The sequence below is a fragment of the Yersinia entomophaga genome, assembly GCF_001656035.1.
GTDB lineage: Bacteria > Pseudomonadota > Gammaproteobacteria > Enterobacterales > Enterobacteriaceae > Yersinia > Yersinia entomophaga.
The window spans coordinates 1813687-1825777 of the sequence record NZ_CP010029.1 but is presented as its reverse complement, the minus strand read 5'-3'; the positions used below and the strand labels follow the sequence as shown (position 1 = coordinate 1825777).

Sequence of the window (12091 nt, the reverse complement as noted above, 5' to 3'; positions counted from 1 at the left end):
ATAGATCTGGCCTGATTTGATAACACCGCTAGCACCGAATAAATCTATCCATATCACGTATCCACTAAAATCAGCGGCAACAGATCAGGTTGCTGCCGCCAATTTGAGTTATTGACCTTGATTTGTTGATAGATCCAGATAAAGAGAAAGCCGATTGCTCGCACCTAATTTGAGGCGAATATTACGCTTGTGGGTATAAACTGTTTTAATATGAATATCTAATGTGTTTGCTATTCTTTTATCAACCCAGCCTTCCAGCCAGTAATTTAATATCGACTCCTCTCTATCACTAAATAATGCCGGAGCGGGTTGTAATGGTTGCTCAGAGTAATTTCCCATCGGATTGCATAATGCAGCACTTACTAATTGTTCCAATTGACTGATGTTATGTTTTTTGGTGATGACTTTCCACGCTCCACGATCTAGAAGATATTGGCTGAGCCAAGGCAAAGGGGAGTGCAGATAAACCAGTAACTTGCTGGAGATACAGGTAGCCAAAAGTGACTCTAAAATTTTAAGGTTATGTGTTTCAAAGACGTAAGAATAAAGATCGGCGATAACCAATTGAGGTTGCCACAGTTTAATTTGTGCATTGGCGACCACCAGATTGCTGGTTTGCGCCAGTGCAACTTTAGATGCCAAATGCATGCGCGAGTTTATTAACCATTCAACACCAACTCGGCTAAAGCGGCATGGATCAATCAAAACGACTTTCTTCATTTCAATCCCCTACAAATCCATATGAAGGACGTTCAACCGCATCTGTCCCGAAGTTTAGAGATAGAGAATTTCCACCGTCGCAGTCGCAGAAAATGGCCCGACTTTAATCTCGCCGAGAGGAACCAGCTCAGCGCTGAGTAACACTTCGTGCTGTGTATCTAACGCGGTGAAATCCGCTAAAAAGAACGGTTTGGCCAATGGAATCTGACTATTGGTTGCCAGATCGGTTAGTTTGATACCAAAGCCACTGTCTGCGCTGGGTAGCAGATAGTCGCCATAAGCATTGGGAGTCGTGATATAGCCGTTGATTTTAATCGGTGTTTTACAGCCGCTTTTATCCAGAACCAGTGAAAAAAACTGTTGCGGTACCGCCGGTGAAAAACCGGAGGGAGTCTTCTGCACCGTGCCGAAATCGACGACGCCGGGGGAAGGTGTGATGGTTACATCCACGGTACAATCGGTTGCGGTTATGAGACTTAAATCGGTAATAACATAGGTAAAGTTGGCGCGAGCGTTATTTAGGCCGTATTTGCCGTCCAGTTGGTACAGGGCATAGGTGCTATCCGGCGTTGGTGAGAACGGATCCAGCCCACGTTTGCGGATAATCGGCTGAAAGGTGACGGCAAAGGTGACATCAGGACACTGTGCCAGCGGAATTCCTGCTTTACAGGCCGGTATCACGCTACCGGTATTGATTCCAGCACCGTTACCACCGCCCTGCGGCCACTGGTCAGTGCCGTTAAAACGCATCCCGAATTCAATTCCCCAGTTCAATGGATTGGTGTTTCTCGGATTGACGTAGAAGTAAATGTTCTCCATTTCGCGAATATTGTTATCGCGATAACAGCGAGCGGAAATACTCCGGGTGGGGCCGCGCCAAATCACGCTGTAATCGGGGAGAGTGGTGGGCACTTTGACCGTTGAGCCGATACTTTCGGTCAGGATTAAACCGCTGCCATCGGTGCGAACGCAGGCCAAGGCCCAAACTGCGGGTGACAGAAAGGCCAAAGCCATGCCCAGGCATAAAAGAGAGGCTAAACGTCGCATTATGACCTCTGCTTATCGTTACTGGAGCATTCAGAAGCTGAACAATCGTAGGCGGTATCCTGCTGGCCACCATAATCATTCATATGAGATATATAAATCCGGCCGTTAACAGGATGGTTTGTGGGTACTACGATGCTTTCTCCCGGCGATAACATTTTTGGTTCAAATACCAGCGGGGACTTTCCGGCTCCTATGGCGATGGCCACCAAGGTGACATGCAGCGGCGTCGTATTTTTAATGGTTAGCTGCTTACCTTGGGTGGTGATGGCCAGTTTGGCGGCATTATTTTCCCCACGCGGAGGAATAACGGCGGTAGGCCGGTAAAATAATTTGATTTTAGAATGCAGGGCAATTTGCAATGCGTTCGGTTTATCAGTTTTCGGCGGTATTTCGCGAATATTTAAATAAAAAACTGATTCTCGATCTTTAGGGATCGCGTTATCCGGTAGGAGAGTGACACGAACGACGTTGCGATCGCCGGGTTCCACTCGTTGTAGCGGAGGTAATGCTAGAAAAGGCGAAGCGATCTTTTTCCCTTCGCTATCTTCGATCCAAGACTGCGCCACATAAGGCAAGGTGCTTTTATTGGTCAACGTGATGCTAATAGACTGCGCGCCTTCCTGATAAATGATCCGTGTGCGATCCAATACCAGAGCCGCCTGAGCGGAGCTGAGTCCACCGCATAACAGCAGCGTCAGAATGGTGATGAAATAGCGATGTAATGTTCTCTTCATATTCAATTCCTAAGCGTCATTTTTAACAAAAGGGTTAGCGGCAACTCATGGGTTGAGGCGTCGTAACGGCATCAGGCAATACCTGTGGCAGGACGAGGGTGCAGCTTTTATCCGACCAGCGAACTTTAAGCTGACTCTCTGGTTTCACGCCGATCAGGTAGGTCAGGCCGTCTTCGCCGACAATGGCGTTAGCTTTACCGGTTTGGGTATTGGTGACTTCGGCCCCGAACGGCACGGAAACACCTTGGTAATCCTTCAGTAATACCAACAGCTTGCTGCCCTGATTCATTTCAAACGGCAGGTAGCCGATGGCACCTTCAGTCAGCACCAGACTGCGGATCGGCGCATGGGCTTCGGCATTCGCGGGGAGGTTATTCATATCGACTCGCGCCTCGAAATTCTCATAGGGAGGAGCGCCATCGATAATGGAATAGCCGAATGAATTAGTGTGGTTTTTACCGTTATTAAAGGTCACATCTGAAACACCGTGGGTATCAACCAATAAGCGTGTGTTGCCGGAACTGCCGGAAGAATGTAGCGCGGAGCCGTACAAAGTACTGACCATAGAACCGCTGAGATTAGCGCTAGCAGAATGATAGCTGTCAGACACATAGCTGCCGCTTAATCCCAGCTGGTAGGCATCTGATTTATGCTGATAGAAGCCGCTGACCAGAGCGTTATTTTGCTGGCCGCCGGTAGTTAGCTGGTAATAATCGTCCTTACCTCGGTTTTGTCGCAGAGACACGGTTTGGTCAAAGCGACCGCGGCCAGTTTGCTGGTTATAGCTCACGCGGGTCTGCCCTTCGAGAGGTATGCTGATCCCCAAATAACTCACCAGATCGTTACGATCCTGATCTTTGTTATAAGACAGGGAAATATTGAGAGAGACATTTTTAAACTGCTCAATGTCGAATAGCGTGCTGGCAGAAAGATCGAAACGTTCGCTGGATTTAGCGTTCCAGTACGCATCATGGGTATAAGAAAGATAGGTAGAAAAGCCATCGAACTGTTTAGCCGTAACTACCGAGTAGCGTTGCTTATTATCTCGCTGTAATACCCCGTTGCTGGCATTGGTAAATTCGCTGAGGGAAATGAATTTCTTATCGGAAAAACGATAGCCAAAGAAGCGGATATCGGCATCGAGGCTGTCGAAACGCTTGGCATAGTTAAAACGATAGGAATGACCAAGATATTGTTGATGTTCCAAAGTCGCGCGAGCTTGGGTCACATCGAGCGAAACTGCGCCGAATTGATATAAATCTTTACCCAGACCAACGGCGGCAGAGTGGTAATCGTTAGCCAGAATAGTGCCGCCGTAGGCAGACCAGGTGCTGCTGACGCCATAGGAGATTTCACCCATGGTAAAGAATGGGTTTTGTACGTGATTACCGCCGTTGGTCGGTTTACCCATCGCGGTGTTATAGCGAATTTGTCCCTCTCGCGTTAGAAAGGGAACTGAGGCGGTATTTACGGTAAATTGGCTGGTGGAACCGTCTTCTTCTTCAACGCTGACCTGCAGCTCGCCTTGTACTGCGCTGCTCAAATCCTGAATATTGAACGGGCCGGGCGGCACGGTGGTTAAATAAATGGTTCTACCCTGCTGGCTGACGGTTACCTTGGCATTCGTTTTAGCGATACCGGTGATCCGCGGCGCGTAGCCGCGCAGGCTGGGCGGCAGCATACGCTCGTCGCTGGCGAGCTTGATGCCGCTGTAACTGAGCGTGTCGAAAATATCCGAGGTTAAATAGGTTTGCCCCAAAGTGAGCTGCGATTTTATTGAGGGCAACGGACGAAAGGCATGGATGTTATTAAAATCTAAAGATTGATTGCCTTCTTTATTACTGTAATTAGCAAACTGATAGTCGCCACGAAAACGCCAGGCACCTAAATTAGCCCCGGTCGTGCCAAATGCAGAAAGGGAATTAACTCTATCCTCATGTTTATTCTGGCGGGTATTTCCGATGATGCGGTAATCCAGCATCAGGCCGGCAATACCGCTATCCCATTGCTCTGGTGGAGTATAGTTTTTGTCATAATATTCCAGTAGGGATTGCGGCACGGTAATTTTCAACTGTCCGTTATTTTTATAATAACGTGCGGTAATACCGGGTAAATCAGTAGGCATGAGTGTTCAGGCAGCGACGAGATATATTCTCGTTTTAAACCAAAAGTGCTAATCAGACTACGAGGCAAACAAGGTTGTGTTTGCGGATGTTTCGCATTTTCGACAAAGTTAATTTCTTGTTGCTTGTAGTAGTTATTATTTACAACTATATCGACGAGATAATTTCCCGGGGCCAATCGATCGGGCGCGGAGAATTGTGAAAGGTCAGCCTGACCCTGTTCACCAATTTTTAAAAATTCAGTATTAAACTCTACGCCAACAGCCTCGAAGGCAAAAAAAGGTACGCAGAGTACCCACTTATAAAAGCTATAAGTTTTCACAATTCTTGCCCTGTATGTTTAGGGGGAATATATTCCCCCTTAATATTAAAGCCGTTGAATATTATTAGAGATAATTAACCGTAAATTGCGCTGTAGAATCTGCGTCACCTGCGGTTACGCCTGCATCAGTGGCTTCATACATGGCCGAAAATTGCAGTCGGTTATCCCCATTGCTCAACATAATAGGTTTAGTGGCGGTGCCTAATGCCAGATATTCATTATTGCCGGCCTGTAGGCGGATACCCACATGAGTTGCTGCACCAGTAACGCCTAACAGTTCGCTATTTTCTTGGTGGCCAGCACCGGTAAAGGTTACGGTGGCATTTTTAGACGTAGTGGTATCGCAGTCGGTCAATACGATATCGAACTTAGCCGCCGTCGAACGGTCGCCTTTTGCCGTAAATAAATGGGAAGGAACCTGACCTAAATTAACGGTTTGATCTAAAGAATTAGAATCAATACCGCAGGCGCCGGTGACGATTTCGCCTTCAAAACGGATGGTCCCAGGGGAACCGGCAGCAGGTGGCGCCGCATGAACAGCCGCAGAGAAAGATGCTGCAATAACAGCAGTTAATAATAACTTTTTCATTATCAAATCCTTGAGATAAAAATGATGTTGTTAAATTCCACATATTACTGGCGTGGGGGAATAAGCAGGCGAAGCCCTGATTTGTTAAATCATGAATTTAATTGCCCGGCTTAATTCTCGGCTTAATATACTGCAAATTTTGTTTTTTACATTATATTCGATCGATGATTGAGCTAATTTGGGATAATTATTTGTCTCTAAAGTAAATATTGAAATATAAGATCGAATTTTGCAAAAAAATAGCCATGAACTAGTGTTAAATAATGAATTTAATAAAATTTTCTTTTGCGTGTTTCTTTAAAATCAATCAATAAATTGTGATTAAGATAATGGAAATGAAATATATCAATGTTAGGACTATTCTCAATCGAGAATTTAAGGTTATTCCTAGTGTTGATTGTATGTACTTCAATAGCTAATTAATAATTTTAAATCATTAATTTTTTGTTTTTTATTCTTCTAATGATTTTTATTAAATCTTAACGGCGGAAGGTCATTCCTGTTATATCTTTCCCTAGCATCCCTTAGCCATTCTTGGGCACCAGATTGTTCCTCCCACCTTATTGATGGCCGTTAGGCGTCGTGCTAATTTAAATGCGGTTTTATTTGCAGCCCGGGACGACCCGGCAAAACCGCTGCTATCTGGGGACGACCCCTCCCATTAGGATGATTACTATGGCTTGGGTTATTCTGGTTATTGCCGGATTATTAGAGATTATTTGGGCTATTGGCTTAAAATATACTCAGGGTTTTACTCGTTTGGCGCCCAGTATTATTACGCTGGCGGCAATGGTTGTGAGCGTGGTGCTATTGGCTCATGCAATGAAAAGCCTGCCTGCGGGAACCGCCTATGCGGTTTGGACGGGAATTGGCGCGGTAGGTACGGCCATTTTAGGTATTGTGCTGCTTGGTGAGTCCGCCAGCGCGGCACGTTTGCTTAGCTTAGGCATGATTGTCGCTGGTATTGTTGGTTTGAAATTAGCTAGTTAAGCTAAACGTTAGCGAATTGATAAATATCAGAATAGAAAAGGGCCGATCTTCGGCCCTTTTTCGATCTCAGTTCTAGCTTATTCCTGCTTCACCCAGATCAGTTTTTCCACTGGGAAACCATAGCCTTTGGCCGTTAATAGCAGTTTTTCACGTACTTCGGCGCTGAGGTTTGGCGTACGGGATAGAATCCACAGATAATCACGGTTAGGCCCGCATACCAGAGCATAACCATAGTTTTCATCTAACTCAAAAATGTTGTAACCGCCATAGAATGGGCCGAAAAAGGAGACTTTTAGCGCCGCCCGATTGGGTTCGCCAATGAAATAACCTTTGCCTTCACTTTCCTGCCAACGCTGTTTTTGTGGGTTATAGCCGCGGTTTATTACTTTTATCCCGCCATCGCCGCGTAGTGAATAATTCGCCGTCACCTGCTCTAAACCTCGCTCAAAGGAGTGATCCAGACGGGCAATCTCATACCAGGTGCCCAGATAGCGAGGTAACTGAAAGTTATCGACAATTTTGACATCTTTTGGCGGCGTTACGCTGCAAGCCACGGAGAGCAGGGCAGACATAAGTACCGTTATTTTTGACCACAGTGGGACAGACATAGCGAGGCATCCTGTTAGTAATAAGTTCTTATTGAAAATAACTCTCATCTATCAGTGATGCAAATTTTGAGGGGGATGACAAGTGGGGCAAAGGGAAGACGGCCCGCGCGGGGCAGGCCGTTTTGTTCAGAATTACAGAGTGAGAACGCCGATAGCAGCGACTACGCTGAGGATGGCTGCCAGACCGTAGAAAACCCATTTGCCGGCTGGCACATGAATTTTCAGGTCATGCATAGCGTGGTGAATACGATGCAGGCCACACCACAGCGGCAGAATAATCATCAGCAGCAAGAATACGCGGCCGATGAAGCTCTGGCTGAAAGCCAAAACCCGCTCGTAACTTAAAGCGTCGCCTGGATATGCGCCGAGGGGGAGCAAAATAGCAACCAGCAGAATAACCGCTGGTGCAATAATGGCTCCCCACATGCCGCCAGCACCAAAAAGACCCCAGAAAATCGGTTCATCGGAGCGCTTAGGAACTTGATTCATCTTATTTCCCTCCGGGTTAGATTAAGGCGACGGCCAAAATGACCGCTGTCGCAACAATAGTCACCACCCAAAGCGATTTAATGATCAGCTCTGGTCCCATTTTGTCGTCTTTTACCACTATATTGGCGGCCTTAGGTGCCAGCTCAAACCAGGTTTTGGTATGAAGCAGCGCGGCCAATAGCGTGATGATATTAATCAATAGCACCAGCGGGTTTTGCAGGAAGCTAACAAATCCTTCCCAGCCTGCCGGGCCACCTTTCAGGGCGAAAACGCCGTAAATCAGGGTAATACTGAACCAGACCGCCGGAACGGAGGTGCCTTCACGCAGCATATAGAAGCGGTAAAAACCCAGCTTCTGCCACCAGTTCGGGGCCATGGTGCGGACATAAGGTTTACGTTTAGTTGTCATTGCTGTTTCCCCTCCCTTATTGTGGCTTCAGCATGGCGATCATGAAGTCTTTCGCACTTTCAACTTTGCCCTGCTGAATCGCGGCGGCTGGGTCAACGTGCTTAGGACAAACTTCAGAGCAATAGCCGACGAAGGTACAGCTCCACACGCCGTTGTTACCGTTGAGCTGAGGCATACGCTGTTTCTTGCCGTGATCGCGGGTATCCAGATTGTAACGGTGTGCCAGCGTAATCGCTGCCGGACCGATGAACTCTGGGTTCAGACCGAATTGCGGGCAAGCGGCGTAGCACAGACCACAGTTGATACAGCCGGAGAACTGATGGTATTTCGCCATCTGTGCCGGAGTCTGGCGGGTTGGGCCATCTTTTGGATCTTGTTTATTGCCGATAATGTAAGGCTTGATGGCTTCCAAACTCTCGATAAAGTGAGTCATATCCACGACCAGATCGCGTTCGATCGGGAAGTTGCCTAAGGCTTCGACTTTCATGCCCTCGGTATATTCCCGCAGGAAGGTTTTACAGGCCAATTTAGGTACCCGGTTGACCATCATGCCGCACGAACCGCAGATCGCCATACGGCAAGACCAGCGGTAAGACAGATCTGGCGCCAGATTGTCCTTGATATAACCCAAGGCATCGAGCAATGAAGTTTGCTCATCGTAAGGCACTTCGAAAGTGTCGAAGTGAGGCTCGCTATCCTGTTCAGGGTTGTAGCGCATGATCTCCATTTTCAGGACTTTCATATCAGCCATTCGCCTGCTCCTTATCCTTTTTATCTTGTGCCGTCTTCTTATCTTGCGCGGTGGCTTCGGCGCCGTAGACACGTTTAGCCGGTGCCAGTTTGGTAATTTTCACATCGCTATACTCGAGGCGCGGCGTGCCGCCCGGTGTGTGGAAGGCCAGAGTATGTTTGAGGAAGTTGACGTCATCGCGTTCGGTACAGCCTTCATCCAGACGCTGGTGGGCACCGCGAGACTCTTTACGGTTAAGTGCAGAGTGCGCCATACATTCAGCTACATCCAGACCGTAGCCCAGTTCGATGGTGTATAGCAGGTCGGTATTGAATACGCTGGAGTTATCGGTGATTTTCACGCGTTTAAAGCGCTCTTTCAGCTCGGCCAGCTTATCGACGGTTTTTTGCATGAGTTCTGGCGTACGGTAGATACCACAGCCTTCTTCCATGGAAAGACCCATTTCATCGCGGATTTTAGCCCAGTTTTCCGTTCCTTCCTGTTTCATCAGGTTGGCCAGGCGAGCCTCTACGTCGCGGGTTTGCGCATCCAGCGCGTTGCCGTTCGCCGGGCCACTTTCCATGGCGCGCTGTGCGGCTTGTTCACCGGCTACGCGGCCAAAGACCACCAGTTCGGCCAGTGAGTTAGAGCCGAGGCGGTTTGCACCATGCAGGCCAACGGAAGAACATTCACCGACGGCAAATAGCCCTTTAATACGGGTTTCACACTGCTGATTGGTTTCGATGCCACCCATGGTGTAATGTGCGGTTGGACGTACTGGGATTGGATCTTTTACCGGATCGACACCCACATAGGCTTTGGCCAACTCGCAGATGAACGGCAGGCGTTCCAGCAGTTTTTTCTCACCCAGGTGACGTAAATCCAGATAAACCACATCGCCACGCGGTGTCGCAATGGTGCGGCCAGCGCGCCATTCGTGCCAGAAAGCCTGAGAAACTTTATCTCGCGGCCCCAACTCCATATATTTGTTTTCTGGTTTACCCAACGGAGTTTCTGGCCCCATGCCGTAGTCCTGTAGATAGCGGTAGCCATCTTTATTCACCAGGATACCGCCTTCGCCACGACAGCCTTCGGTCATCAGGATGCCTGAGCCAGGCAAGCCGGTTGGGTGATATTGTACAAATTCCATATCCCGCAGCGGAACACCGTGGTGGAAAGCCATGCCCATGCCATCACCGGTGACGATGCCGCCGTTGGTGTTATAGCGATAGACACGTCCGGCACCGCCAGTCGCCATGATAACGGCATTGGCGCGAATCTGGATTTTGGTGCCTTCCATCATATTCAGCGCAACAACGCCGCGCGCTTGTCCATCATCCACCAAAATATCGAGAACAAAATGTTCATCAAAGCGTTGGATTTGTGGATATTTCAGGGAAGTTTGGAACAGAGTATGCAGCATATGGAAGCCGGTTTTATCGGCGGCAAACCAGGTGCGTTCAATCTTCATACCGCCAAAGCGGCGCACGTTTACAGAACCGTCGGGTTTACGGCTCCACGGGCATCCCCAGATTTCCAGCTGCGCCATTTCTTCCGGGCAACTGTGAACAAAGTGGTCAACGACATCCTGTTCACAGAGCCAGTCGCCGCCGGCAACCGTATCGTTGAAATGGTAGTCGAAAGAATCGTGGTCCTGAGTGACTGCGGCTGATCCCCCTTCGGCGGCCACGGTGTGGCTACGCATTGGGTAAACTTTCGAGATAAGAGCAATCTTCAGTTGGGGGTTGGCTTCCGCTGCGGCTATTGCTGCACGTAAACCAGCGCCCCCGGCCCCGATAATGGCAAGGTCGGCGTTAAAGGTTTGCACTGCGCTTCTCCATTGTTCAAGTGAAATTCTTATACCCTTGGTACCTGAGGCTGCGGTGGGTTAACTGTACTTTCTCAACCGAATCAAAAACCTGAATCAGTTGATCGGGATCGGTTTGCCAGTTGCCTACCTGTAACTTCAATGACCTCGGCTATATAAAAGGAATGTCTATTCTTAATATGGTTTTTAATATTATTGCCTTGCTAATCAATTACCCGATGCAAGGGGGAACTCATTAAGAATAGCAATTTCTTACTATTTGTATGGGAATGAGTATACCTAATCATAAGTAGTAGAAATTTGATGTGATCGATTGTTTTGTTTTATTTGAACCTCTGCGCGCGGGCTAACTGGCAGAAACGTGATCGCAGACAGGATCTGCTGTTGATAAGGATTTTTGACGACGCGTTATGCTGAATTCGTGGCATAAATAGGCAATCTTTGTCGCAAATTTGTTTGCCTGATAGGATGCGAGTAGACTGCATCCCCTGTTTGATTTCGGAGTTAACCACCATGAGCGAAACGGCAAGCTGGCAGCCAAGTGCACCCATCGCCAATTTGTTGAAACGCGCAGCAATAATGGCAGAAATACGACGGTTCTTTGCCGATCGCGGCGTATTGGAAGTTGAAACGCCAGCCATGAGCCAAGCGACAGTGACAGATATCCACCTGTCTCCTTTTGAAACCCGGTTTGTTGGCCCGGGTGCTGCCGATGGCATGACGCTGTACATGATGACCAGTCCGGAATATCACATGAAGCGCCTACTGGCGGCTGGCAGCGGCTCCATTTATCAATTGGGTCGTAGTTTCCGCAATGAAGAGGCCGGTCGTCACCATAATCCCGAGTTCACCATGCTCGAGTGGTATCGTCCTCATTATGATATGTATCGCTTAATGAATGAGGTCGACGACCTGCTACAGCAGATTCTGGATTGTAACAGCGCAGAAACGCTGTCTTATCAGCAGGCTTTCCTGCGTCATTTGGATGTCGATCCACTGTCAGCGGACAAAACCCAGCTGCGGGAAGCGGCGGCGAAGCTGGATTTGAGCAATATCGCCGATACGGAAGATGACCGCGACACGCTATTACAGCTGCTGTTCACCGTTGGCGTAGAACCGCAAATTGGCCGTGAAAAACCGGCCTTTGTGTATCATTTCCCTGCTTCTCAAGCGTCACTAGCTGAAATCAGTACCGAAGACCATCGGGTAGCCGAGCGTTTCGAGGTCTACTTCAAAGGTATGGAGTTAGCCAACGGTTTCCGCGAGCTGACCGAAGCCAACGAGCAGTTGAAACGTTTCGAGCAGGATAATCGTCGACGCGCCGTTCTGGGATTGCCGCAAAATCCAATCGATGTCAATCTGATCGCAGCGTTACAGCACGGTATGCCCGATTGCTCCGGTGTTGCGCTGGGTGTCGATCGTTTGGTGATGCTGGCGCTGGGAGCGGAGCGATTGAGCGAGGTTATGGCGTTCCCGGTCGATCGCGCCTGATTACCCTTCGT

General features: G+C 48.5%; 12 protein-coding genes and 1 pseudogene. 2 read left to right on the top strand and 11 right to left on the bottom strand.

Annotated features, from left to right (window positions below; translation table 11 throughout):
* Positions 1 to 108: 108 nt before the first annotated feature.
* The 6 genes and pseudogenes from PL78_RS08315 to PL78_RS08295 form a co-directional block, all read right to left on the bottom strand.
* Complete coding sequence (locus PL78_RS08315; RefSeq protein WP_064514690.1) at positions 109 to 720, bottom strand: LuxR C-terminal-related transcriptional regulator; 612 nt, start codon at positions 718 to 720, stop codon at positions 109 to 111.
* Positions 721 to 774: 54 nt separating this feature from the next.
* Positions 775 to 1767 (bottom strand): fimbrial protein, encoded by a 993-nt coding sequence (locus tag PL78_RS08310; protein ID WP_064514689.1) that lies wholly within the window; start codon positions 1765 to 1767, stop codon positions 775 to 777.
* A complete protein-coding gene (locus tag PL78_RS08305) occupies positions 1767 to 2501 on the bottom strand; it encodes a fimbrial biogenesis chaperone (protein ID WP_064514687.1) in 735 nt (244 codons plus the stop codon). Before PL78_RS08305 ends, PL78_RS08310 begins: the two co-directional genes overlap by 1 nt.
* Positions 2502 to 2535: 34 nt before the next feature.
* Positions 2536 to 2790 carry a FimD/PapC C-terminal domain-containing protein gene (locus PL78_RS20775; protein ID WP_235601032.1) on the bottom strand — a complete coding sequence of 85 codons (255 nt, stop codon included), beginning with the start codon at positions 2788 to 2790 and terminating at the stop codon, positions 2536 to 2538.
* 63 nt (positions 2791 to 2853) lie between these two features.
* Positions 2854 to 4946: pseudogene (locus PL78_RS08300) on the bottom strand (fimbria/pilus outer membrane usher protein); the annotation flags it as partial.
* A gap of 64 nt (positions 4947 to 5010) precedes the next feature.
* A complete protein-coding gene (locus PL78_RS08295; RefSeq protein ID WP_064514685.1) occupies positions 5011 to 5535 on the bottom strand; it encodes a fimbrial protein in 525 nt (174 codons plus the stop codon).
* A gap of 675 nt (positions 5536 to 6210) precedes the next feature.
* Here PL78_RS08295 and sugE point away from each other — a divergent pair.
* Entirely contained in the window at positions 6211 to 6525 is a 315-nt protein-coding gene (gene sugE / locus PL78_RS08290; RefSeq protein WP_064514683.1) for a quaternary ammonium compound efflux SMR transporter SugE, read from the top strand.
* Positions 6526 to 6602: 77 nt separating this feature from the next.
* Here sugE and blc read toward each other — a convergent pair whose 3' ends face one another.
* From blc to frdA, 5 genes are all read right to left on the bottom strand, one after another.
* On the bottom strand, positions 6603 to 7133 hold the full coding sequence (gene blc / locus PL78_RS08285) for an outer membrane lipoprotein Blc (protein ID WP_064514681.1): 531 nt from the start codon (positions 7131 to 7133) through the stop codon (positions 6603 to 6605).
* Between the two features lie 132 nt (positions 7134 to 7265).
* Positions 7266 to 7622 (bottom strand): fumarate reductase subunit FrdD, encoded by a 357-nt coding sequence (frdD, locus tag PL78_RS08280; RefSeq protein ID WP_064514679.1) that lies wholly within the window; start codon positions 7620 to 7622, stop codon positions 7266 to 7268.
* 16 nt (positions 7623 to 7638) lie between these two features.
* Entirely contained in the window at positions 7639 to 8031 is a 393-nt protein-coding gene (frdC, locus tag PL78_RS08275) for a fumarate reductase subunit FrdC (protein WP_064514677.1), read from the bottom strand.
* Positions 8032 to 8047: 16 nt separating this feature from the next.
* Positions 8048 to 8782, bottom strand: coding sequence for a succinate dehydrogenase/fumarate reductase iron-sulfur subunit (locus PL78_RS08270; protein ID WP_064514675.1), 735 nt, complete (start codon positions 8780 to 8782; stop codon positions 8048 to 8050).
* Complete coding sequence (gene frdA, locus PL78_RS08265) at positions 8775 to 10589, bottom strand: fumarate reductase (quinol) flavoprotein subunit (RefSeq protein ID WP_064514673.1); 1815 nt, start codon at positions 10587 to 10589, stop codon at positions 8775 to 8777. The genes PL78_RS08270 and frdA overlap by 8 nt, the downstream gene beginning before the upstream one ends.
* A 513-nt stretch (positions 10590 to 11102) precedes the next feature.
* Here frdA and epmA point away from each other — a divergent pair.
* Complete coding sequence (gene epmA / locus PL78_RS08260; protein ID WP_064514671.1) at positions 11103 to 12080, top strand: elongation factor P--(R)-beta-lysine ligase; 978 nt, start codon at positions 11103 to 11105, stop codon at positions 12078 to 12080.
* The last annotated feature ends 11 nt before the right edge of the window (positions 12081 to 12091 follow it).

What these genes read in the sequence shown, in the direction of transcription:
- PL78_RS08315 (WP_064514690.1), bottom strand. Translation starts at nt 720, where the DNA reads ATGAAGAAAGTCGTTTTGATTGATCCATGCCGCTTTAGCCGAGTTGGT.
- PL78_RS08310 (WP_064514689.1), bottom strand. Translation starts at nt 1,767, where the DNA reads ATGCGACGTTTAGCCTCTCTTTTATGCCTGGGCATGGCTTTGGCCTTT.
- PL78_RS08305 (WP_064514687.1), bottom strand. Translation starts at nt 2,501, where the DNA reads ATGAAGAGAACATTACATCGCTATTTCATCACCATTCTGACGCTGCTG.
- PL78_RS20775 (WP_235601032.1), bottom strand. Translation starts at nt 2,790, where the DNA reads ATGAATCAGGGCAGCAAGCTGTTGGTATTACTGAAGGATTACCAAGGT.
- PL78_RS08295 (WP_064514685.1), bottom strand. Translation starts at nt 5,535, where the DNA reads ATGAAAAAGTTATTATTAACTGCTGTTATTGCAGCATCTTTCTCTGCG.
- sugE (WP_064514683.1), top strand. Translation starts at nt 6,211, where the DNA reads ATGGCTTGGGTTATTCTGGTTATTGCCGGATTATTAGAGATTATTTGG.
- blc (WP_064514681.1), bottom strand. Translation starts at nt 7,133, where the DNA reads ATGTCTGTCCCACTGTGGTCAAAAATAACGGTACTTATGTCTGCCCTG.
- frdD (WP_064514679.1), bottom strand. Translation starts at nt 7,622, where the DNA reads ATGAATCAAGTTCCTAAGCGCTCCGATGAACCGATTTTCTGGGGTCTT.
- frdC (WP_064514677.1), bottom strand. Translation starts at nt 8,031, where the DNA reads ATGACAACTAAACGTAAACCTTATGTCCGCACCATGGCCCCGAACTGG.
- PL78_RS08270 (WP_064514675.1), bottom strand. Translation starts at nt 8,782, where the DNA reads ATGGCTGATATGAAAGTCCTGAAAATGGAGATCATGCGCTACAACCCT.
- epmA (WP_064514671.1), top strand. Translation starts at nt 11,103, where the DNA reads ATGAGCGAAACGGCAAGCTGGCAGCCAAGTGCACCCATCGCCAATTTG.